Annotated in this window: 18 protein-coding genes; 10 read left to right on the top strand and 8 right to left on the bottom strand. The window is 62.0% G+C overall.

The window, feature by feature from the left end; all coding sequences use genetic code 11:
- Window positions 1-35 precede the first annotated feature (35 nt).
- Entirely contained in the window at window positions 36-869 is an 834-nt protein-coding gene (locus AC07SI_RS30000; RefSeq protein WP_010207295.1) for a thymidylate synthase, read from the top strand.
- Between the two features lie 69 nt (window positions 870-938).
- Here AC07SI_RS30000 and cadR read toward each other — a convergent pair whose 3' ends face one another.
- Window positions 939-1379 (bottom strand): Cd(II)/Pb(II)-responsive transcriptional regulator, encoded by a 441-nt coding sequence (cadR, locus tag AC07SI_RS29995; protein WP_065902224.1) that lies wholly within the window; start codon window positions 1377-1379, stop codon window positions 939-941.
- Between the two features lie 84 nt (window positions 1380-1463).
- Between cadR and AC07SI_RS29990 the strand changes: the two genes are divergently transcribed.
- From AC07SI_RS29990 to AC07SI_RS29960, 7 genes are all read left to right on the top strand, one after another.
- Window positions 1464-3752, top strand: a complete 2289-nt coding sequence (locus AC07SI_RS29990; RefSeq protein ID WP_495007094.1) for a heavy metal translocating P-type ATPase — start codon at window positions 1464-1466, stop codon at window positions 3750-3752.
- A gap of 16 nt (window positions 3753-3768) precedes the next feature.
- Window positions 3769-4632, top strand: coding sequence for a LysR family transcriptional regulator (locus tag AC07SI_RS29985; RefSeq protein ID WP_065902221.1), 864 nt, complete (start codon window positions 3769-3771; stop codon window positions 4630-4632).
- 249 nt (window positions 4633-4881) lie between these two features.
- Window positions 4882-5946 carry a putative 2-aminoethylphosphonate ABC transporter ATP-binding protein gene (locus AC07SI_RS29980; RefSeq protein ID WP_106802365.1) on the top strand — a complete coding sequence of 355 codons (1065 nt, stop codon included), beginning with the start codon at window positions 4882-4884 and terminating at the stop codon, window positions 5944-5946.
- A 1-nt stretch (window position 5947) separates the two neighbouring features.
- Window positions 5948-7660, top strand: coding sequence for a putative 2-aminoethylphosphonate ABC transporter permease subunit (locus AC07SI_RS29975; protein WP_213551247.1), 1713 nt, complete (start codon window positions 5948-5950; stop codon window positions 7658-7660).
- A 23-nt stretch (window positions 7661-7683) separates the two neighbouring features.
- On the top strand, window positions 7684-8697 hold the full coding sequence (locus tag AC07SI_RS29970) for a putative 2-aminoethylphosphonate ABC transporter substrate-binding protein (RefSeq protein WP_159960711.1): 1014 nt from the start codon (window positions 7684-7686) through the stop codon (window positions 8695-8697).
- Window positions 8698-8822: 125 nt separating this feature from the next.
- Window positions 8823-9947, top strand: a complete 1125-nt coding sequence (locus AC07SI_RS29965; RefSeq protein ID WP_495007093.1) for a TIGR03364 family FAD-dependent oxidoreductase — start codon at window positions 8823-8825, stop codon at window positions 9945-9947.
- Window positions 9947-10501 carry a phosphonate degradation HD-domain oxygenase gene (locus AC07SI_RS29960; protein ID WP_201146075.1) on the top strand — a complete coding sequence of 185 codons (555 nt, stop codon included), beginning with the start codon at window positions 9947-9949 and terminating at the stop codon, window positions 10499-10501. The genes AC07SI_RS29965 and AC07SI_RS29960 overlap by 1 nt, the downstream gene beginning before the upstream one ends.
- On the opposite strand, the gene AC07SI_RS29955 is transcribed toward AC07SI_RS29960, so the two are convergent.
- Together AC07SI_RS29955 and AC07SI_RS29950 are read right to left on the bottom strand one after the other, a co-directional pair.
- Window positions 10498-11865, bottom strand: a complete 1368-nt coding sequence (locus AC07SI_RS29955; protein WP_106802370.1) for a DUF3482 domain-containing protein — start codon at window positions 11863-11865, stop codon at window positions 10498-10500. The two genes, AC07SI_RS29960 and AC07SI_RS29955, sit on opposite strands and share 4 nt — an antisense overlap.
- Window positions 11858-13237, bottom strand: coding sequence for a DUF2868 domain-containing protein (locus AC07SI_RS29950; protein ID WP_106802371.1), 1380 nt, complete (start codon window positions 13235-13237; stop codon window positions 11858-11860). The genes AC07SI_RS29955 and AC07SI_RS29950 overlap by 8 nt, the downstream gene beginning before the upstream one ends.
- 69 nt (window positions 13238-13306) lie before the next feature.
- Between AC07SI_RS29950 and AC07SI_RS29945 the strand changes: the two genes are divergently transcribed.
- On the top strand, window positions 13307-13819 hold the full coding sequence (locus AC07SI_RS29945; protein ID WP_495007092.1) for a dihydrofolate reductase: 513 nt from the start codon (window positions 13307-13309) through the stop codon (window positions 13817-13819).
- Window positions 13820-13915: 96 nt separating this feature from the next.
- Here the strand turns inward: AC07SI_RS29945 and AC07SI_RS29940 are convergent, their stop codons facing one another.
- Window positions 13916-15307 carry an L-cystine transporter gene (locus AC07SI_RS29940; protein ID WP_065902204.1) on the bottom strand — a complete coding sequence of 464 codons (1392 nt, stop codon included), beginning with the start codon at window positions 15305-15307 and terminating at the stop codon, window positions 13916-13918.
- Between the two features lie 241 nt (window positions 15308-15548).
- Between AC07SI_RS29940 and AC07SI_RS29935 the strand changes: the two genes are divergently transcribed.
- On the top strand, window positions 15549-16607 hold the full coding sequence (locus AC07SI_RS29935) for an HAD family hydrolase (protein WP_065902203.1): 1059 nt from the start codon (window positions 15549-15551) through the stop codon (window positions 16605-16607).
- A 120-nt stretch (window positions 16608-16727) separates the two neighbouring features.
- On the opposite strand, the gene ilvD is transcribed toward AC07SI_RS29935, so the two are convergent.
- The 4 genes from ilvD to AC07SI_RS29915 form a co-directional block, all read right to left on the bottom strand.
- The gene (ilvD, locus tag AC07SI_RS29930) at window positions 16728-18569 is read right to left on the bottom strand and encodes a dihydroxy-acid dehydratase (protein ID WP_065902201.1); all 1842 of its coding nucleotides are present in this window, start codon (window positions 18567-18569) and stop codon (window positions 16728-16730) included.
- A 337-nt stretch (window positions 18570-18906) separates the two neighbouring features.
- Window positions 18907-20106: an MFS transporter gene (locus AC07SI_RS29925; RefSeq protein ID WP_106802374.1), complete on the bottom strand. Its 1200-nt coding sequence runs from the start codon at window positions 20104-20106 to the stop codon at window positions 18907-18909.
- Window positions 20107-20228: 122 nt separating this feature from the next.
- On the bottom strand, window positions 20229-21317 hold the full coding sequence (locus tag AC07SI_RS29920; RefSeq protein ID WP_495007091.1) for a SagB/ThcOx family dehydrogenase: 1089 nt from the start codon (window positions 21315-21317) through the stop codon (window positions 20229-20231).
- 387 nt (window positions 21318-21704) lie between these two features.
- Window positions 21705-22901: a class I SAM-dependent rRNA methyltransferase gene (locus AC07SI_RS29915; RefSeq protein WP_003195152.1), complete on the bottom strand. Its 1197-nt coding sequence runs from the start codon at window positions 22899-22901 to the stop codon at window positions 21705-21707.
- Between the last annotated feature and the right edge of the window lie 143 nt (window positions 22902-23044).

Raw genomic sequence — 23044 nt, 5'->3', positions numbered from 1 at the left:
CAGGAGGTCTCGGCTTCAACGATACGGGTAAACACATGAAGCAATATCTCGAACTACTGAACGACGTCGTGACCAATGGCCTGACCAAGGGCGATCGCACCGGCACCGGCACCAAGGCCGTGTTCGCCCGTCAGTATCGGCATAACTTGGCCGACGGCTTCCCGCTGCTGACCACCAAGAAGCTTCACTTCAAAAGCATCGCCAACGAATTGATCTGGATGTTGAGCGGCAACACCAACATCAAGTGGCTGAATGAAAACGGCGTGCGTATCTGGGACGAATGGGCCACCGAAGACGGCGACCTGGGCCCGGTGTACGGCGAGCAGTGGACCGCCTGGCCGACCAAGGACGGCGGCACGATCAACCAGATCGACTACATGGTCCACACGCTCAAGACCAACCCCAACAGCCGCCGCATCCTGTTCCACGGCTGGAACGTCGAGTACCTGCCCGACGAAACCAAGAGCCCGCAGGAAAACGCGCGCAACGGCAAGCAAGCCCTGCCGCCGTGCCACTTGCTGTACCAGGCGTTCGTGCATGACGGTCATCTGTCGATGCAGCTGTATATCCGCAGCTCCGACGTGTTCCTCGGCCTGCCGTACAACACTGCCGCACTGGCGTTGCTGACCCATATGCTGGCCCAGCAGTGCGACCTGATCCCGCACGAGATCATCGTCACCACCGGCGATACCCATGCCTACAGCAACCACATGGAGCAGATCCGCACCCAGCTGGCGCGCACGCCGAAGAAGCTGCCGGAGCTGGTGATCAAGCGTAAGCCTGCGTCGATCTACGACTATAAGTTCGAGGACTTCGAGATCGTGGGCTACGACGCTGATCCGAGCATCAAGGCTGACGTCGCCATTTAAAAACTGCCTTGGTCTGAACTGTGGGAGCTGGCAAGCCAGCTCCCACATTGGGTTCTGTGTTCGCTTGAGTCAATGCCCGTGGCTTCGGCCCACGTGTGAAGGCTCGGCCTCGCTGGCCAGCACGCTTCCGCTGACCTCCAGCCGCTGCAATATCCCGCATTCTGGCCCGCCGCCACAGCGCTGGCGCAGGTCCAGCAGTTGTTCCTGCAGCGCCAACAGCCCGTCGATCCGCGCTTTCACGTGGTGGATATGCTCGTCGATCAACGCATTCACGCTTTCGCACTGGTCCTGTGGGCTGTCGCGCAGCCCCAGCAGGCTGCGGATTTCCTCTAGGGTCATGTCGAGGCTGCGGCAGTTGCGGATAAAGACCAGCCGCTCGCTGTGCGCCTGGGTGTACACGCGGTAGTTGGCCTCGGTGCGCGCCGGCGGCGGCAGCAGGCCTTCCTTTTCGTAATAACGGATGGTTTCCACCGGGCAGTCGGTCAGTTTGGCCAGTTCGCCGATCTTCATCGCAGCAATCTCCAAATGGGTGCTTGACCCTATAGTGGCTACAGGGTCTTTACTTGGCAACAGGCACCTTACGGACGCGACCTGATGAGCGACTCCCTGCACACCCCGCATAAGCACGACCACAAGCATGACCATGACCATGACCATGACCATGACCATGATCATGATCATGGCCCGAAGAAACTCACCCCCGTGCACGACCACGGCCACGGCGGTTCCTGCTGCTCCGGCGCACCCGCGCCTGCGGTGGTGCAACTGAGCGAGGCACCGACTGCCGGTTCGCGCCTGAGTACCTTCCGCATCGAAGCCATGGACTGCCCCACCGAGCAGACGCTGATCCAGAACAAACTGGGCAAGCTCGCCGGCGTACAGCAGCTGGAATTCAACCTCATCAACCGGATCCTTGGCGTCACCCACGATCTGCCGAGCACCACGCCGATCATCGACGCCATCAAATCCATCGGCATGCAGGCCGACCCCATCGAAGAAGGCGCCCCGGCCGCCGCGCCGCCGGCCAAGAAACATTGGTGGCCGCTGGCGGTGTCCGGCGTCGGCGCGCTGGCCGCCGAAGTGCTGCACTTCACCCATGCCGCGCCGACCTGGGTGATTGCCGTGGTGGCGCTGGTCTCGATCCTCAGCGGCGGCCTGACCACCTATAAAAAGGGCTGGATTGCCCTGAAAAACCTCAACTTGAACATCAACGCCTTGATGAGCATCGCGGTGACCGGTGCGGTGTTGATTGGCCAGTGGCCAGAAGCGGCGATGGTGATGTTCCTGTTCACCGTGGCCGAGTTGATCGAAGCCAAGTCCCTGGACCGTGCGCGCAACGCCATCAATGGCTTGATGCAAATGACTCCGGAACAGGCCACCGTGCAACAGGCCGATGGCAGCTGGCTGGAACTAGAGGTTAAAAGTATCGATCTTGGCGCGATCGTGCGGGTAAAGCCCGGCGAGCGCATCGGCCTCGACGGTGAAGTCACCGCTGGCCAATCCACCATCGACCAGGCGCCGATCACCGGTGAAAGCCTGCCGATTGAAAAGACCGTGGGCGACAAAGTGTTCGCCGGCACCATCAACCAGGCCGGTTCGCTGGAGTACAAGGTCACCGCAGCGGCCAATCAATCCACGCTGGCACGGATCATCCACGCGGTGGAACAGGCCCAGGGCGCACGCGCGCCGACCCAGCGGTTTGTCGACAGCTTCTCGAAGGTCTACACCCCGGCGGTATTCCTGTTTGCCCTGGGCGTGGCGCTGATCCCCCCGCTGTTCATGGCCGGCGCCTGGTTCGACTGGATCTACCGCGCCCTGGTGCTGCTGGTCGTGGCGTGCCCCTGTGCGCTGGTGATCTCCACCCCGGTGACTATCGTCAGCGGTCTGGCGGCAGCGGCGCGCAAAGGTATCCTGATCAAGGGCGGCGTGTACCTGGAGGGCGGTTACAAACTTGACTACCTGGCCCTCGACAAGACCGGCACGATCACCCACGGCAAGCCGGTGCAAACCGATTACCTGGCGCTGTTCCCTAACGTCGAGGACAGTGCCCCGGCGCTTGCTGCCAGTTTGGCCGGGCGTTCCGACCACCCGGTGTCGCTGGCAATTGCCAACGCGGCCGTGGATAAAAACCTGCCGAGCCACCCTGTGGACAACTTCGAGGCCCTGGCCGGCCGTGGGGTGCGCGGCGATATCAATGGCCAGACCTACCACTTGGGCAACCACCGCCTGGTCGAAGACCTGGGCCTGTGCTCGCCGGAACTGGAAGAAAAACTGTTCGCCTTGGAAAAACAAGGCAAGTCCGTGGTGCTGCTGCTCGACAAATCCGGCCCGCTGGCGCTGTTCGCCGTGGCCGACACGGTCAAGGACAGCAGCCGTGAAGCCATCCAGCAACTGCACGCGCTGGGTATCAAGACCCTGATGCTTACCGGCGACAACACCCACACCGCCCAGGCCATCGCGGCCCAGGTCGGCATCGATCAGGCCCAGGGCGACCTGCTGCCTACCGACAAGCTGCAAGCCATCGAAACCCTGTATGGCCAGGGTCATCGGGTCGGCATGGTCGGTGATGGCATCAACGACGCCCCGGCCCTGGCGCGCGCCGAGATCGGTTTTGCCATGGCTGCAGCGGGCACCGACACCGCCATCGAGACCGCCGACGTGGCGTTGATGGACGATGATTTGCGCAAGATTCCGGCTTTCATTCGGCTCTCCCGGCAAACGTCGAGTATCCTCAGGCAGAACATTACCCTGGCGCTGGTGATCAAGGCGATCTTCCTGGTGGTCACCTTCCTGGGGCTGGCCACCATGTGGATGGCGGTGTTCGCCGACATGGGCGTGGCCCTGCTGGTGGTGTTCAATGGCATGCGCCTGTTGCGCAAATAGACGATGAGAGGGTGGTGTGCTGAGTGCCGAGTTGAAGGCGTTTTTCATGGTCGCCCGCCTGGGCAGCATTACCCAGGCGGCGAAAAAACTCGGCCTGAGCCAGCCCACGGTCACCACCCAGATTCGTAACCTGGAAAGCCAGTACGGCGTCGAGCTGTTCTACCGCGGCGGGCGCCGCCTCACTGTCAGCGACGAGGGCGCGCGCTTGCTGCCGATGGTCAAGGCGTTGTTGCAGCAGGAAGCCGACATCGAGTTTTTCCTGCGCAACAGCGGCCAGGTCCAGGGCGCGCTGAGGATTGCCGCCACCGCGCCGTACTACATTCTCGACCTGGTCAAAGCCTTTCGCGAACGCCTGCCTCAGGTGGAGGTGTCAGTGGAAATCGGCAACTCCCAGCAAGTGCTCGAAGCGCTCGACGATTACCGCGTCGATGTCGCCGCGTCCTCGCAACTGCTGGAAGACCCGCGCCTGATCCGCCGCGTACTGGGCACCGACCCGCTGGTGCTGGCGGTGCATCGCAACCATCCGCTGGCCAAGCTTGATCATGTGCCGCTGACGGCGTTGGCCGGGCACACCTTGTTGATGCGCGAAGCGGGCTCGACCACGCGGCGGCTGACCGAAGAGATGCTGCAAGGCGCGGGCGTGAGCTACGGGCCATTGCTTGAAATCGGCAGCCGGGAGTCGATCCGCGAGGCGGTGCTGCGCAATATTGGTATCAGCATCATTGCCCGCCAGGAAGTGCCCCATGACCCGCAGCTGCGGGTGCTGACTATCGAGAATGCGCCGCAGATCCCGGAGTATTTGTACTGCCTCAAGGAAAGAAAATCGGCTCGCCTGCCGGCGGCGTTTCTGGGGTTGGCGCAGGAAATGTCGCCGCTCTGAGTTTTTGGGTGGGGTTGACGGGCCTCTCCGCGGGCAAGCCCGCTCCCACGCTTGACCGAGTTCCAGCATGAGAATGCGGTCCAAATGTGGGAGCGGTCTTGCCCGCGAAAGCGCTACACCCGGCGACGCATCTCTATGAGGCCTACCCAAATCCACCAATACCACTATCACTCCCTTTTGCCTTTCTGCCACACGAGGGACGCATTGGCTGCCTAGCATGGCCTTCATCCGTTTGATGAGGTGCCTTGCATGAACACAGCCCTGACCCAACCCGGCGCACCGATGAAGGTGCGCGGTATCCAGAAACGCTTCGGCGCCTTTACCGCGCTGGACAACGTGTCCCTGGACGTCGCCGCCGGCGAGCTGGTGTGCCTGCTGGGCCCGTCCGGCTGCGGCAAGACGACCTTGCTGCGCTGCATCGCCGGCCTGGAACGCCAGGACAGCGGTGAACTTTACCTGGGCAGCCGCGACGTTTCCCTGCTGCCACCCCAGGCGCGGGACTACGGCATTCTGTTCCAGTCCTACGCGTTGTTCCCCAACCTGACCGTCGAAGCGAATATCGGCTACGGCCTCACCGGCAGCGGTCGCGATGAAGTGCGCAAGCGCGTCGGCCAGATGCTCGAATTGGTCGGCCTGGTCGGCAGTGAAAAAAAGTACCCCGGCCAACTCTCCGGCGGTCAACAGCAACGCGTCGCCCTGGCCCGTGCGCTGGCGCCCGCGCCGTCGTTGCTGCTGCTGGACGAGCCGATGTCGGCCCTCGACGCCCGTGTGCGCGAGCATTTGTGCACCGAGTTGCGTCAGCTGCAGCGGCGCCTGGGCATCACCACGCTGATGGTTACCCACAATCAGGACGAGGCCATGCTGATGGCCGACCGCATCGCCGTGATGAACAACGGCAAGGTCGAGCAGTACGCCACGCCGCAGGAAATCTACGACCGCCCGGCCACGCCGTTTGTGGCGGAGTTTGTCGGCCAGGGCAATTGGCTGCCCTTCAGCCGCAACAGTGTCAGCCATGCCCAGGTGGGCGGGATGAACATGCGCCTGGCCGATGATGCCGGCGTGGCCCGCTCCGGCCGTTTGTTCTGCCGCCCGGAAGCGATCAATGTGAATCCGCCGGTGCATGAAGAAAACCTGTTCCCGGCCAAGGTCCGCGAGATCACCTTCCTCGGCAATCGCTGCCGCATGAGCTTTGAGCTGGAGCAACTGCCCGGTCATCCGCTGCTCGCCGAACTCGCCCCGGAAGCCATGCCGCGCCTGGGCGCCCAGGACATCTGGGTGGCGTTGCCGCCCCGCAGCCTGCAGGTGTTTGCCTGAGATGGCGGCCGTGATGATTCTGCCCACCGCGCGACAGGTATCCCACGCCGAATGGGGCGACCGCATTTTCGTGGTCGGCGGCAAACTGGTGTGGCTGTTGCTGCTGGGCATCGCCGTGTTGCTGCCGTTGCTGGCGATCTTCTGGCGCGGCTTCAGCAGCGAGGCCGGGCAGGGCGGTGGCCTGGTCGCGGCGCGGGAATTGGTCACCAGCGATAATTTCCACTGGCTGCTGGGCAATAGCCTGAAGGTGTCCCTCAGCGTGGCGGCCATTGTCGTACCGCTGGCCTACCTGTTTGCCTACGCGCTGCAACGCACCTTGATTCCCGGCAAGGCGATTTGGCGTGGCCTGTCGTTGCTGCCGTTGATGGCGCCGTCGATGCTGCCGGGCATTGCGCTGGTCTATCTGTTCGGCAACCAGGGCATGCTGCGCGGGATGCTCTCGGACAATATCTACGGCTTCTGGGGCATTGTGCTCGGTGAGGTGATCTACACCTTCCCACACGCCTTGATGATCCTGCTGTCAGCGCTTTCCCTGGCGGACGCGCGACTGTTCGATGCAGCCTCAAGCATGGGCGCCAGCCCGGCACGAGCGTTTCGCAGTATCACCTGGCCGGCCACGCGCCAGGCGGTGTTCGCCGCGTTCTGCCTGGTGTTCACCCTGACCATCACCGACTTCGGCGTGCCCGTGGTGGTCGGTGGCGACTACCAGGTGCTGGCGCTGGAGGCCTACAAGGCGGTGGTCGGCCAGCAGCAATTCGGTCGCGGTGCATTGATCGGCATGGTGTTGCTGCTGCCGGCGTTGTTCAGCTTTGGCGTGGATGCCTGGTTGCGCCGTCGTCATGGCGATTCCATGAGCGGCCGCGCCCAGGTCTTCCGGCCGGCGCCGTCGCGCACCAGAGACGGCTGCTACCTGGCCATCGTGCTGCTGATCTGCGCGGTGTTGCTGCTGGTGTTCGGCATGGCGGTGTATTCGTCGCTGGTGAAGTTCTGGCCGTACAACCTGTCGTTGTCGCTCAACCACTACCAGTTCGAAGACACGGCCGGCGGCGGCTGGCTGGCCTATCGCAATAGCCTGACGATGGCCCTGTGCACCGCGTTGATCGGCAGCGTGCTGATTTTCACCGGCGCCTACCTGATGGAAAAGACCAAGGGCCAGAAAGGCCTGAACCTGGCGCTGCGCATGCTCAGCTTCGTGCCGATGGCCGTGCCGGGGCTGGTGCTGGGCCTGGGCTACGTGTTCTTTTTCAATCTCAACGGCAACCCGTTGCATGTGTTCTACGGGACCATGACGTTGCTGGTGGTGTGCACCATTGCTCACTATTTGACCACCGCACAGATGACCGCCACCACTGCGCTGCGCCAGCTCGACGCCGAGTTCGAAGCGGCCGCGCTGTCGCTCAAGGCGCCGCTGTACCGCCACTACCTGCGCGTGACGGTGCCGATCTGCCTGCCGGCGCTGCTGGACATCGTGCGTTACCTGTTTGTGTCGGCGATGACCACCGTGTCGGCGGCGATCTTCCTCTACAGCCCCGACACCATCCTCGCCGCCGTCGCCGTGTTGAACATGGACGACGCCGGCAACGTGGGCGGCGCCGCTGCCATGTCGACCCTGATCCTGTTCACCTCGGCCGGCGTCTCGCTGCTGCTGGCGTGGGCTTCACGTGGCGCGCTGCGCCGCTCCCAAGCCTGGCGCCAAAGCGCGCCGGGCCAATAAAACATCCCTGAAGGAGGTGCTCCATGTTCAAGCCCCTGGCGCTGGTCGCTGCCGTACTCACTGCATTCAGCCTGAATGCCTTCGCCAAGACCGAGCTGACCGTGTACACGGCCCTCGAAGCCGAGCAGTTGAAGACCTATAAGCAGGCGTTCGAAAAGGCCAACCCCGACGTCGAAATCAAATGGGTGCGCGACTCCACCGGCATCATCACGGCCAAGCTGCTGGCCGAGAAAGATCGCCCGCAAGCCGACGTAGTGTGGGGCCTGGCGGCCTCCAGCCTGGCGATCCTCGACCAGCAGGGCATGCTGGACAACTACGCGCCGAAGGACCTGGACAAGATCGGCAAGAATTACCGCGACGCAGCCAACCCACCCGCCTGGGTCGGCATGGACGTGTGGGCCGCGACCATCTGCTTCAACACCGTCGAGGCCGAGAAGCAGGGGCTGACCAAGCCGGTGAGCTGGCAGGACCTGACCAAGCCCGAGTACAAGGGCAAGATCGTCATGCCTAACCCGGCGTCGTCCGGTACCGGCTTCCTGGATGTGAGCGCCTGGCTGCAGACCTTCGGCGAGAAGCAGGGCTGGCAGTACATGGACGACCTGCATCAGAACATTGGCCAGTACGTTCACTCCGGTTCCAAGCCGTGCAAGCTGGCGGCCTCGGGCGAGTTCCCGATCGGCATTTCCTTCGAATACCCGGCGGTGCAGTTGAAACGCCAGGGCGCGCCGCTGGACATCATCCTGCCGAAAGAAGGCCTGGGCTGGGACATTGAAGCCACGGCGGTGATCAAGGGCACTGCCCACGCCGACGCGGCTAAAAAGCTCGCCGACTTCTCCGCCAGTGCAGCGGCGATGGACCTGTACAAGGACAACTTCGCGGTGCTCGCCCAGCCGGGTATTGCCAAGCCGCAGACCGAGTTGCCGGCCGACTACGAGCAGCGCCTGATCAAGAACGACTTCGCCTGGGCTTCGAAAAACCGCGACAGCATCCTGACCGAATGGCGCAAGCGCTATGACGGCAAATCGGAAAAACAATAACCCCTGAGCATTCCCACGCTCTGCGTGGGAATGCGGCTCTGGACGCTCTGCGTCCGCTTTTGCAGTCGTGACGCAGAGCGTCACAGGATGCATTCCCACGCGGAGCGCGGGAACGAGAGGTCTTCATGACACAACTGCTGATCATCGGCGCCGGCATCCTCGGCCTGTCCCACGCCTACGCCGCGGCCAAGCGCGGCCTCAAGGTCAAGGTCTTCGAGCGCAGCGCCACGCCGCTGGGTGCCTCGGTGCGCAACTTCGGCCAGGCACTGGTCACCGGCCAACCGCCGGGGCCGATGCTTGACCTGGCCCGGGAAAGCCGTGCTATCTGGGGGCACTGGGCTGAGCGGGCAGGTCTGCAGCTCAAGCGTAACGGCTCTTACCTGTTCGCCCGCACCGAAGCGGAGGAGCATCTGCTGGAAGCCTTTTGCGCTGGCCGCGCTGCAGAGCACGGCTACAACGTCGAGCTGTTGCAAGGCGCCGCCATGAAGGATCTGTACGGCGGCCAGTTCCGTCATCACCGTGCCGCGCTGCATGGCAAGGACGATCAGCAGCTGTATTCGCGTGAAGCGATCCCGGCGCTGATCAGCTACCTGGCGCAAGAGCTGAACGTGGAGTTCTATTTCTCCACGCTGGTGCGCGACGTCGAGCCGGGCCAAGTGCACACCACGGCGGGCAGTTTTCGCGGCGAGCAGATCATCGTGTGCTCCGGCCACGACTACCAGACCCTGCTGGCCGAATCGATCGCCGAACTCAACCCGAGCATCTGCCGCCTGCAAATGTTGCGTGCGCGCCCGGCGGTCAACCTGAACCTGCAACACGCGCTGCTCACTGGCCTTAGTTGCGTGCACTACGGTGCCTTCGCCGACCTGCCGGAAGCCGCGCCGGTGCAGGCCCAGATCCTGCGCGAAACGCCGCACCTGCACGAACACGGCATTCATTTGCTGATCAGTCCGACGCCGCATGGCGAGCTGATCATCGGTGACTCCCACCACTACGGCAGCGACGCCTCGCCGTTCAATGCCGAGCAGGTGGATGACTGGATGATCGAGTTGGCAGAGCAGACGCTGGGGTGCAAGATCCAGGTGGTCGAGCGCTGGCAGGGCGTCTACGGTGCTCGTGGGCCGGGGCCGTTTTCCTTCCTGCGCGCGGCGCCAGGCGTGAGTGCGGCGCTGATGCACACCGGCGTGGGCATGAGCGTGGGGCCGGCGCTGGCCGAGCGAAATATCACCACACTGTGGGGAGATGCGTGATGAACCCGGAACAGGCGATAGCCGACGTCTTCGGCTTGTACGAACAGCACGGCACGGCGGATTACATTGGCGAGCCGGTGTCGCAGATCGAGCACATGTCCCAGGCGGCGCAGTTGGCCATGGCCGAAGGCTTTGACGATGAAGTGGTACTGGCAGCGTTCTTCCACGATATCGGCCACCTGTGCGGCCAGGGCGCCGAGAACATGGGCGGGTACGGCGTGGTCAGCCACGAACGGCTGGGCGCGGATTACCTGCGGCGCGCGGGTTTCAGCGAGCGCCTGGCCAAACTCGTGGAGTACCACGTGCAGGCCAAGCGTTACCTGACCTTCAGCCAGCCGGACTACTACGCGCGATTGAGCGAAGCCAGCCGGCGCACCCTGGGTTACCAGGGCGGGGTCATGACAGCCGAGGAGGCCCGGGCCTTCGAGCAGGATCCGCTGTGCCAGGTCAGCCTGCGCCTGCGCCACTGGGACGAGCAGGCCAAGGAAATGCACGTGCCGGTGCTCGACCTCGACGTGCTCAAGGCCAAGGCTCGGCAGCTGCTGGCGGCTTAAGTCTCGTCGAGACGCTGGGCCAGGGCCTCGATCTGTTCCTGGCGCTCGGCCTGGCTGAGTTTGGCGTGCGGGTTGAGGGATGACCATTGTGGATGGGCGCGAGCCTTGTGCAGCGCATCCGGCAACTTGCCTTCGCGCCAGGTCTTGTCCTGGGGCGTATCGACCTTGATGCTGTGCATCGCCGCATGGCCGCGCAGGTTCAGGGCCTTGAGCAATTGGCGTTGGCGCAGGGCCAGCAGGCGCAGCACGCTGTCGTCGACGGTCAGCTCGCGCTGGCCCTTGATCTTGCCCAGCAGGCGGCTGCCATAGCTGCGCGCGGTCTGCAGCGCGCCGCCAGCGATGGCACCGGCGATGGCGGCGGCGCCGAGGGTCAGGCCGCCGACCAGCAGGTCCACGCCGGCACCCGCGGCCGCGCCTGCCGCAATCCCGCCGCCGACGCGCACGCCGAGCTGCTTGAGGGTTTCCGGGTTGAACAGGTCATCGCCCCAACGTCCGTCGAGCAAGGGCAAGTCACTGGCAGCGGCATCCTGTGGGCGAAAGCCGAACAGCTTGAGCAGCGCCTCGACGCACTTTTGCTCACGCTGGCGTACTGCTTTGCGCAACTCCACGATGGCCTGCTGTTCGTCTTCGGTGACCACGCTGCGTCGACACGCGGCACAGTCGATCAACAGCTCGGCAATCAATCGCGCGGCGCTTTGCTGGCGGGCCTGGCGTTGGGCTTGCTGGTCAAGAATCAACCGCTCCAGTTGCGGACGGGCGTTTTCCAATAGCAGGGCGAGGCTTTCATACAGGCGCCGCTCGCCGTCTTCCGGCGGCGCGACGCTGTCGAACCGTACCAGCGCATGCAGGCCGAGGCGCGCCAGGGCTTCACGCCAGTCCGGCTCGCGGTGGTCACTGCTGCTGACGAAGTTGAGTACCGGCAGCAACGGCTTGCCGCAGCTGGCCAGCACTTGCAGCTCGTCGCGGTACTTGGCCAACACCGGCTCGCGGGCGTCGATCACATACAGGCCGGCGTCCGAGGCCAGCAGTTGGCGCAGCACCTTGGCCTCCTGTTCGAAACGCTGGCGGGCTTCGCTGCCCTCCAGAAAGCGCGCCAGGCGTGCCGGGCCGTCGAGGCGTTCGCCGGGTCGATCCAGGCGCTCCAGGTAGTCGAGCAGGGCAATGGCGTCTTCCAGGCCGGGCGTGTCGTACAGCTCCAGCAAGGCTTCGCCGTCCACTGACAAGCGCGCACCTTCCACATGCCGCGTGGTGCTGGGGCGATGGGAGACTTCGCCGAAGCCGACATCCCGGGTGAGGGTGCGCAGCAAGGAGGTCTTGCCGACATTGGTGTGGCCGACCACGGCGAGTTTCAGCGGTTTAGTCATGACCGGTCTCCAGCCAGTTCAGCGGCGCGCAGTCGGCGAAGGGCAGCTCGAGTTGGTGCAGCGCGGCATGCCAATCACCCAGGCGCTCTGCGTCCAGCGCCTGGCCAGGTGGGGCCTGCAGCAGCCATACACGGGTGGCGGTGGCGCTGCGCGCAAGTTCGGCGATCAGCGCCAGGCTGCCACGGTCGGGCGAGCGGCGTGGGTCGCAGGCGATGGCCAGGCGTGCCGGCGGGAAGCGGCTGAGCTGCTCCAGCAGTTTGTTGCGCGATTCGCGGCTGTCGAGGATGCCGGCGTTCTTCACGCGGGCCGGCAGTTTCGGCGGCCAGGGGTGCTGGTCATCCAGCTCGATGGCCACCAGCAACGCGCCGTCGCTTTCCAGTTCACTGACGCCGCCGGTGGCGTGGTGCAGTTGTTCGGGCGCGGCGTCGTTGACGCCAAGCCGTTCACTGCTCGGCATCAGGCGTTCGCGCAGTTGGCTGTAGCCGGGCAGGTTGAGGTCCAGGCGCAGCGCGGCGCGCCCGCGTTTCCAGCGCCACAGGCACAGCAGGGCGAGGATCAGCCGGGGCAGCAGGCCATAGACCAGCAGCACGCCCACCAGCCAGGCGGCCCAGGCCTGGCGAGCGCTTTCGATATTCAGCGCGGCATCGCCGCTGGCGCGGATCATCTCGATGCTCGGGACATTGAAGCCAAGCAGGGCGGGCAGGGTGCCGAGGGCCTGGGTCACGGCAACAAAGGTGTCGGCACCAAGGATGGTGGTTTCCCACACAAAACCGTAGCGGCGGGTGGCGAGTAGCGTAAGAAGAATCACCAGGGCACTGAGCAGCGCCAACAGCCACAGGCTGTTGACCAGCACACCCACGGCCCAGCGATTGAGCTTTTGCCGTTGCAGCAACAGCAGCAATGCCGGCGCCAGTTGGGCGGCCTTGGCATCACGCGCGAGTTTTTCGCTGAGCCATAACCACAGTCGGCCGAGGCTGGCGCTGTGTTCGCCGGCAAACAGCAGGCCCAGCGCCCAGCTCAGCAGCAGGATCAGGTTCAAGCCGAGCAGGCTGCCCAGGGCCCAGAACACATTCACCGGGGTCAGGCCGTTGCCCAATGCAGCAAAGGCCAGCCCGGCGCCGCTGATCACCGCGACGATGGCCAACAGCACCAGCGCCAGGCGCGCGCCTTGCAGCCAGCGGGTGAGGGCGGCCGTGAGCCCATCGCGCTCGGCCAGGTGCAAGGCACGCTGCTGGATGCGTGTCGGCAGGTCGCCACCGGCGGTGCGGGCCAGGCGATTGGCTTCGAGGTCTTCCAGGGGGCCGGCGTGTTCTTCCCGCAGGCGCACGGTTTCTGTCAGCCAGAGTTTTTGCAGTGGGTTCAGTGCAGTCACGCGCCGTCCTGTTGAGCAAGTGAGGTTGGAGCATAACCGCTGGCTCGCACCTCTGGTATTCTCGTCGCCATGAAAAAAACTCTCCCTTTAAGCCTGATCGCAGCCCTCGGTGAAAACCGCGTGATCGGCGTCGACAACAGCATGCCCTGGCATTTGCCGGGGGATTTCAAATATTTCAAGGCCACCACGCTCGGCAAGCCGATCATCATGGGGCGCAAGACCTGGGACTCCCTGGGCCGACCGCTGCCAGGGCGCTTGAACCTTGTGGTTAGCCGTCAGACCGGCCTGGCGCTGGAAGGTGCGGAAGTTTTTCCGTCACTGGATGCGGCGGTAGAGCGCGCTGAGGAATGGGCCAAGGCGCAAGGCGTGGACGAACTGATGCTGATCGGCGGCGCGCAGTTATATGCGCAGGGGCTGGAGCAGGCGGATCGCCTGTATTTGACGCGGGTGGCGCTGAGTCCGGAAGGGGATGCTTGGTTTCCGGAGTTTGATCTGGGCCAGTGGAAGCTGGTGTCGAATCTAGAGAATCCGGCTGAGGGTGGCAAACCGGCGTACAACTTCGAGGTTTGGGAAAAAGCCTAAGGGCTTCGCGAGCAAGCCCGCTCCCACATTTGACCGAGTTCTAACATGAGAATGTGGTCAAAATGTGGGAGCGGGCTTGCTCGCGAATGCGGTCTATCAGGCCTGCGCCAACTCCGCATGCTCATCCGCATTCAACAACGCTTTGTCCGTCTGCCCCATGACCTGGCTGGTGATCGCGCCGGCCGTCATCGAGCCATTCACGTTCAGCGCCGTACGGCCCATGTCGATCAGTGGCTCCACGGAAATCAGCAGCGCCACCAGTGACACCGGCAAGCCCATCGCGGGCAGCACGATCAGCGCGGCAAAGGTTGCACCGCCACCCACGCCGGCAACGCCGGCCGAACTCAGGGTCACAATTGCTACCAACGTCGCGATCCACAGTGGGTCCAGCGGGTTGATGCCTACGGTCGGCGCGACCATCACCGCCAACATCGCCGGGTAGAGGCCGGCGCAGCCGTTCTGGCCGATGGTCGCGCCAAACGAGGCGGCGAAGCCGGCGATGGATTGCGGGATGCCCAGGCGGCGGGTCTGCGCTTCAATGCTCAGCGGGATCGCCGCCGCGCTGGAGCGGCTGGTGAAGGCAAAGGTCAGCACCGGCCACACTTTGCGGAAGAAACGCAGCGGGTTGATCCCGGCCAGGGACAGCAGCAGGCCGTGCACCACAAACATCAGGCCCAGGGCCAGGTACGAGACCACGACAAAACTGCCGAGCTTGATGATGTCCTGCAGGTTGGAACCGGCGACCACTTTGGTCATCAGCGCCAATACGCCGTATGGCGTCAGCTTCATTACCAGGCGCACCAGGCGCATCACCCAGGCTTGCAGGGTGTCGATGGCGTTGAGGACTTTCTGGCCCTTTTCCACGTCATCCTTGAGCAGCTGCAGCGCGGCAACTCCCAGGAAGGCGGCGAAAATCACCACGCTGATGATCGAGGTCGGCTTGGCCCGGGCCAGGTCGGCAAACGGGTTGGCCGGCACGAACGACAGCAGCAGTTGCGGGATATTCAGGTCGGCGACCTTGCCGGCGTAATCACTCTGGATCACCTGCAGGCGCGCCATTTCCTGGGTGCCGGCCACCAGGCCTTCGGCGGTGAGGCCGAACAGGTTGGTCAGGCCGATGCCGATCAGCGCCGCAATCGCGGTGGTAAACAGCAGTGTGCCGATGGTCAGGAAACTGATCTTGCCCAGTGACGAGGCATTGTGCAGGCGCGCCACGGCGCTGAGGATCGAGGCGAACACCAACGGGATCACGATCATTTGCAGCAGTTGCACGTAGCCGTTGCCGACCAGGTCGAACCAGCCGATGGAGGCTTTGAGCACCGGGTTGCCGTCGCCGTAGATCGTGTGCAAGACAGTGCCGAACACCACGCCGAGTACGAGCGCAACCAGCACCTTCTTGGCGAGGCTCCAGTTGGTGCGACGAGTTTGTGCCAGGCCCAGCAGCAGGGCCACGAACACCAGTAAGTTGAGAATCAGGGGCAGATTCATTGAAGCTCCGTTGAGAAGGCAGCCAATCGCGTGAGCCTGCGATTGCGAACCGGAAAGCCTAACAGCTTGAAATATATTGATTTAATACCGATATGGAATGGTGACTGTCGTTTTTGGAATAAGCATCTGGCGCGCATGCACACGCCTTTGGCGCAATCACGACGCAAGCGGTCGCGCTCGGGCGGTAACTGTCACAGGGATTTGTTAGCGTCGATGTTTTTAACTCAGGGAGAAAACGCATATGAAGCTCGCTTCGAGATTGTTTGCCGCCGCGCTGTGTCTGGGCCTCGCCGGACAAACCATGGCCGCCACCGAGTTGAAACACTGGCCGGCACCGGCCGCCGAGCAACTGAACAAAATGATCGCCGCCAACGCCAACAAGGGTAATTACGCGGTGTTCGACATGGACAACACCAGCTACCGCTACGACCTCGAAGAATCCCTGCTGCCCTACATGGAAAACAAGGGCCTGATCACCCGCGACAGCCTTGATCCGTCGCTCAAGCTTATGCCGTTCAAAGACACCGCCGACCATAAGGAAAGTCTGTTCAGTTACTACTATCGCCTCTGCGAAGTCGACGACATGGTCTGCTACCCGTGGGTTGCCCAGGTGTTCTCCGGTTTCACCCTCAAGGAGCTCAAGGTGCAGGTCGATGAGCTGATGGCCTCCGGCAAGCCCGTGCCGGTCAGCTATTTTGAAGGCGACGTGGTGAAGCAATCTGAGGTGCAGCCGCCGAAAGTCTTCACCGGCCAGGCCGAGCTGTACAACAAGCTGATGGAAAACGGCATCGAGGTGTATGTGATGACCGCCGCGTCGGAAGAGCTGGTGCGCATGGTCGCCGCCGATCCGAAGTACGGCTACAACGTCAAGCCGGAGAATGTGATCGGCGTGAGCACCTTGCTCAAGGACCGCAAGACCGGCGAGCTGACCACCGCGCGCAAGCAGATTGCCGCCGGCAAATATGACGAGAAGGCCAACCTCGGCCTGGAGCTGACCCCGTACCTGTGGACCCCGGCCACCTGGATGGCGGGCAAGCACGCAGCCATCCTCACCTACATCGACGAATGGAAAAAACCGGTGATCGTCGGCGGCGACACACCGACCAGCGATGGCTACATGCTGTTCCACGATGTGGACGTGGCCAAGGGCGGCATCCACCTGTGGATCAACCGCAAGGACAAATACATGACCCAACTCAACGGCATGATCGCCAAGCATGCGGCGGCGCAGGCCAAGGAAGGGTTGCCGGTGACGGCGGACAAGAACTGGGTGATCGTCAAGCCTGAGGAAATTCAGTAACACCGAGGCGCGCCCATCGCAGGCAAGCCAGCTCCCACAGTTGATCCTCAGTGTTTTGGAGCGTTGTTCCAGGCAAAAAAAATGCCCCGCACTTGGCGGGGCATTTTTTTTGCGCGAGGCTTACAGGCCGTCGAGCATCGCTTTGTTACGCACAGCACCCTTGTCGGCACTGGTGGCCAGCAGGGCATAGGCCTTCAACGCAGTGGTGACTTTGCGCGGACGCTTCTCGACCGGCTTCCAGCCTTTCTTGTCCTGCTCGACCCGGCGTGCCGCCAGTTCTTCATCGCTGATCAACAGGTTGATCGAGCGGTTCGGAATGTCGATCAGCACCTTGTCGCCGTCCTGCACCAGGCCAATCGCGCCACCGGCAGCGGCTTCAGGCGAAGCGTGGCCAATGGACAGGCCGGAAGTACCGCCGGAGAAACGTCCGTCGGTCAGCAAGGCGCAGGCTTTGCCCAGGCCCTTGGATTTCAGGTAGGAGGTCGGGTAGAGCATTTCCTGCATGCCCGGGCCGCCTTTCGGGCCTTCGTAGCGGATGATCACGATATCGCCGGCCTTCACTTCGTCGGCGAGGATGCCGCGCACGGCACTGTCCTGGCTTTCGAAGATCTTCGCGTTGCCTTCGAACACATGGATCGACTCATCCACACCGGCGGTTTTCACCACGCAGCCATCCAGCGCGATGTTGCCGTACAGCACGGCCAGGCCGCCTTCTTGGGAGTAGGCGTGTTCGACACTGCGGATGCAGCCGTTTTCACGGTCGTCATCCAGGGTGTCCCAACGGGTCGACTGGCTGAACGCAGTCTGGGTCGGGATGCCAGCCGGGCCAGCCTTGAAGAAGGTGTGCACGGCTTCGTCGTCAGTCTGGGTGATGTCCCACTTGGCGATGCCTTCGGCGATGGACGCGCTGTGCACGGTCGGCAGGTCGGTGTGCAGCAGGCCGCCACGGGCCAGCGAGCCGAGGATCGAGAAGATCCCGCCGGCACGGTGCACATCTTCCATGTGGTACTTCTGGATGTTCGGCGCGACCTTGCACAGTTGCGGCACGTGACGGGACAGGCGGTCGATGTCGCGCAGGTCGAAATCGATCTCGGCTTCCTGGGCCGCGGCCAGCAAGTGCAGGATGGTGTTGGTGGAACCGCCCATGGCGATGTCCAGGGTCATGGCGTTTTCGAACGCCTTGAAGTTGGCGATGTTGCGCGGCAACACCGACTCGTCATTCTCGCCGTAGTAGCGCTTGCACAGTTCGACGATGGTGCGGCCGGCCTGCAGGAACAGCTGCTCACGGTCGCTGTGGGTGGCCAGTGTCGAGCCGTTGCCCGGCAAGGCCAGGCCCAGGGCTTCGACCAGGCAGTTCATCGAGTTGGCGGTGAACATGCCGGAGCACGAACCGCACGTCGGGCAGGCGCTGCGCTCGTATTCCGCGACCTTCTCGTCAGAAGCGCTGGAATCGGCGGCGATGACCATGGCGTCGACCAGGTCGAGGCCGTGGGAGGCCAGTTTGGTCTTGCCGGCTTCCATCGGGCCGCCGGAGACGAAGATCACCGGGATGTTCAGGCGCAGGGCGGCCATCAGCATGCCAGGGGTGATCTTGTCGCAGTTCGAGATGCACACGATGGCGTCGGCGCAATGGGCGTTGACCATGTACTCCACGGAGTCGGCGATGATCTCGCGGCTCGGCAGCGAGTACAGCATGCCGTCATGGCCCATGGCGATGCCGTCATCCACGGCGATGGTGTTGAATTCTTTCGCTACACCGCCGGCACGTTCGATCTCGCGGGCGACCAGTTGGCCCAGGTCCTTGAGGTGGACGTGGCCCGGTACGAACTGGGTGAACGAGTTGGCAATCGCGATGATCGGCTTCTTGAAGTCGTCATCTTTCATCCCCGTGGCGCGCCACAGTGCGCGCGCGCCGGCCATGTTGCGGCCATGGGTGGATGTTTTCGAGCGGTAATCTGGCATGGAGCACTCCGGGCGGCTAATCAGGTAACTACTACTGGGGAGTGAGCTTCTATTGACGTCTGGAACACTCAGAAAATGGCCGTGTGTCCGGAAGTTGCCACTCGCGTCGCGGGATCGCCGCGTGCTTGGGCCTCGAGCTCATAAACCCGCCGGGGGATGACTGGCGATGAATACGCCCGATTCTACACCGCTGGCGGCTGGAGGGAATGGCCGTCTACCTGTAGGAGCGAGCTTGCTCGCGAAAAACGTCAACGATAACGCAGCACCAACAGATAGCTCGCGCCACCTTTGAGTTTTCGCGAGCAAACACTCGGCACCCTCGCTCCGGGGGAAAGGGTCAGCGGACTACGCGTGCGTTCGTCAGCCAACCCCACAGGCTGGAAACGATGAAGCTGACGGCAATCGTCATCAACAAATTATGGCCGGTTTGCGCCAGAGCGGCACTGCTGATGGCGGCTGTCAGGAACATGATGCTGTTACCCGCCGATGCCGCCGTGCCTGCACTGCTGGAAAACAGCAGCATCGCCGCCGAAATCGCAGCGGGCCGCACAAGGGTGACACCCAGCGCGCTGATCAACATCGGAATCAGCAGGCTCACCGTGGTGATGGCTTCAAAGCTGACGATCAGGGTCAGCAGTACGCCGGCGGCGAGCAGTAGCCCCAGGCCGATATTGATTTGCCGGGACAGTGAAATGCGCTTTTGCAGGTATGAGGCTGCTACGCCGCCAAGCAGATAGGCCACGCCGTACACCATCAGTACCATCGCGTACTGGTATTCGGAGAGCTTCAGCACATCCATGAAAATCAGCGGTGTCACGCTGATCAAGGCGAAGTAACAGGCGAATACCAGTGCGGCAATCCACCAGTAGCGCAGGAAGTCGCGATTGCGGGCGACAGCCTTTAGCGTGCCGAGGATGGACACTGGCGCACGATGTGGGCTGGCGGATTTGGAAGGCAGGATGCAGAACGCATGGATCAGCATGCCCGCGGCCATCACCGCAAAACCATAGAAGCTGCCCTGCCAGTCGAAGGTGGTCTGCAGCCAGGAGCCGATCAGCGGTGACAGCGCGACAAAAGAGCCGCTGAGCGTCATGTAGTACAGGCGCACACGGGCGCGGTCCTGTTCCTCGAACAGGTCTTCCACCAAGGCATGGCCCAACACAAAGAAACCGCAACCCATGGCCTGGACGCTGCGAAACAACAAGAAGGTCAGATAGTCTGTCGCCAGTGCACAACCGATCGCTCCCAGGATCGACAATGTGATGCAGCCGAGCAGGACTTCCTTGCGCCCCCATTTATCCGAGAGCGGGCCAGTGATCAGTTGGGAGATGGAAAAGACCAGGGTGAACAGGCTGATGGACAGCGCCACATCGGCGGTGGGTGTATCGAACCTTTCAGCCAAGGCGGGAAAGGAGGGCAGCAGGATGTTGATCGGGAAGAAGCTGATAAGTGAGATGCAAGTGATGAGGATGAAGCGTGAGAGTTGGTGGCGTTTTATCTCGCTGCCGAGTAAGGGCGAGCAGGAAGACTCAGACATTGTTTTTATTTCCGATGAGGTGCCAAAAAACGATATTAGCCTTGGGTGGCGAGAATTCAATCAATAAAGGTGGAGTCATTCTCTTCCAAAGGCATGTTGTAAAAGGCTGCATCGCCAAGGCCTCAATCAGTCTTCAAAAGCTTTTCGAATTCATCGCTGAAAACCTGACCGTCGCTGTAACCGGCGCCTACGAAAAGAACCAACTGCTCTTTAAAGTCCTGTATGCCAAGGGCTTTCTCGATCTTGGTGTCGTTGAGAGCGGAAGAAATCCAAGTGTTAAGCCCCATGGCGGTTGAAATGAGCTGAGCCGTTTGTGAGATGTGTCCGGCTTCTATCAGGGCAACTCGGTAGGCTCTGGAGTGTGGGTACTTCCACCACAGTTTGTCGAATCGTGATGTAATGAAAATACCAAAGGGAAGGTTATCGATGAAATGCTGGCCGTTAAGGTAGTTTCCGAGAGGCTCTTGTATTCGACGAATCAGCCTGAGTGCGTGTAACTCCGGGTGGTAATAATAAAATCCGGGATTTACGCCTCTTATGTTGTGCGCATACACATAACCTTCGCTGGAGCTTAATCCACCACCTGATGGGCTGCTTCGTCTAGCGCGGAAAGAGGGGGGCGTTAAATGTGAGGTGTCTTGCAGGCGTTCTTTTAAGTGCCCTAGAGACAGGTAGAGCAGCGTGCTTAGGTCTTCTAAAGAAACGCTTTTATTTAAATAGGTGCGGCAGGTTTTTCGCTTAATTAACGTGTGTTGCAGTAACGGGTATGTTCTGAGAGATTCGTTTGGTGAGGGTTGCGGTAGACTGATAAAGTCTTCTGATTGGAGATGGGCGAACCGATTCGAATCAGGAGGACTCGTGCGCATTACGCCCTGGCAGTGGGCCAAATAATGAGCTGCCCAACTGACGCTGTCTGTAGGCTGATCAGCGTCTGATAAGTCTTTTGTACCAATGTGGAATATCCTCGACAAGTCATCCCATCCCCACTGGTTATCTAACGTTGGCGCACCTTCACCTTGTTGAATAATTGCATGGTGAGTGAACGTCGAGTCGATCTCAAACTCGGAGTTATAAAGCGAAAGGTCGTATATTAGCTCTAGCAGTCGCTGCGAGTGCGCGCGATCTAATTCGAATTGCTCATGAGTTTTGTAGTTCCAGATAATCAGATATTGTGATTTGGTTAAGAAAAATAAGTTGGGATTTATTTGCATTGTTTTCTTCCCGTTCTTAGGGCTGGGTTGGCGTACAACCCAGCTTGTCATCAACGACTTATTTAGGCATTCCGATCAATGCGAATGCTGCCAGTGCTTTTGACTCAAGAACGATTGCGTTCATATCAGCTCTCCATTTCATTAAGTTAAATGGCTGTCACACAAATTGATCGTGACGGAAACTAGGCTAGGCGCTGGTTTTAGATTTATCTAGTCAGGAGGCGTAGGAGGGTTCTGATGGCGTTGTAGTATGTTTTTGCTGTAACGATGAAGCTCTATGTGGTTTGTGACTTTGTACAAGAAATGAAAAAGTTTGCTTTTATTTGAAGGGGCGGCTTTGTGAATTGATGCTGCCCGGAGCCAGCCGGGCAGCATCGCAGGGAAAACTTAGCTATTCGGCAACAACCGGCACGTAATGCTCTTGATATACCGCGTCTCGGCAATCGCCGGGTGCACCGGGTGGTCCGGGCCCTGGCCGCCGCGTTCGAGCATCTGGATATTGCGGTCCAGGTGACGGGCGCTGGTCAGCAGGATGTTTTGCAGGTCGTCTTCGGGCAAGTGCATCGAGCACGACGCGCTGACCAGGATGCCGTCCTTGCTGAGCAGGCGCATGGCTTGCTCGTTCAGGCGGCGGTAGGCGCCTTCGCCGTTTTTCATGTCTTTCTTGCGTTTGATGAAGGCCGGCGGGTCGGCGACGATCACGTCGAAGCGTTCTTCGCTGGCTTTGAGTTCCTTGAGGGCCTCGAACACGTCGCCTTCGATGCAGGTCATCTTCTCGGCGAAGCCGTTCAGCGCGGCGTTGCGCTCCACGCCATCAAGGGCGAAGGCCGAGGCGTCGACGCAGAACACTTCACTGGCGCCGAAAGCCGCAGCCTGCACGCCCCAGCCGCCGATGTAGCTGTACAGGTCGAGCACGCGCTTGCCTTTGGCGTACGGGGCCAGGCGTGCGCGGTTCATGCGGTGGTCGTAGAACCAGCCGGTCTTCTGGCCCTGGATTACCGGGGCTTCGAATTTCACGCCGTTTTCTTCCAGCGCAACCCATTCCGGCACCAGGCCGAACACGGTTTCGACGTAGCGGTTGAGGCCTTCGGCGTCGCGCGCGGCGGAATCGTTCTTGAACAGGATGCCACTCGGCTTGAGCACTTGGGTCAGGGCGGCGATCACGTCTTCTTTATGCGCTTCCATGGTCGCCGAAGCGATCTGCACCACCAGGATGTCGCCGAAGCGGTCGACCACCAGGCCTGGCAGCAGGTCGGAATCGCCGTAGACCAGGCGGTAGAACGGCTTGTCGAACAGGCGATCACGCAGGGACAGCGCGACGTTCAGGCGATGCACCAGCAGCGACTTGTCCAACGGCAACTTGATGTCGCGCGACAGCAGGCGAGCGCAGATCAGGTTGTTCGGGCTCATGGCCACGATGCCCAGGGTCTTGCCGCCGGCCGCCTCGAGGATGGCCTGGTCGCCCGCCTGGAAGCCGTGAAGTGGGGTGGCGGCCACGTCGATTTCGTTGCTGTAGACCCACAGGTGGCCGTTGCGCAAACGACGATCGGCGTTGGCTTTGAGACGCAGGCTTGGCAGGGACATGACGTCGCTCCGGAAAAAAGAGCGGGAGTATACCGTGTTGTGCATGAGTTCGCGGCGCCGCCGGACATGTGGGAGCGGGGGGGGGGGGGGGGGGGGGGGGGGGGGGGGGGGGGGGGGGGGGGGGGGGGGGGGGGGGGGGGGGG

The sequence above is a fragment of the Pseudomonas sp. GW821-FHT05D12 genome, from assembly GCF_059419825.1.
This window is presented reverse-complemented; position numbering and strand designations above follow the sequence as displayed.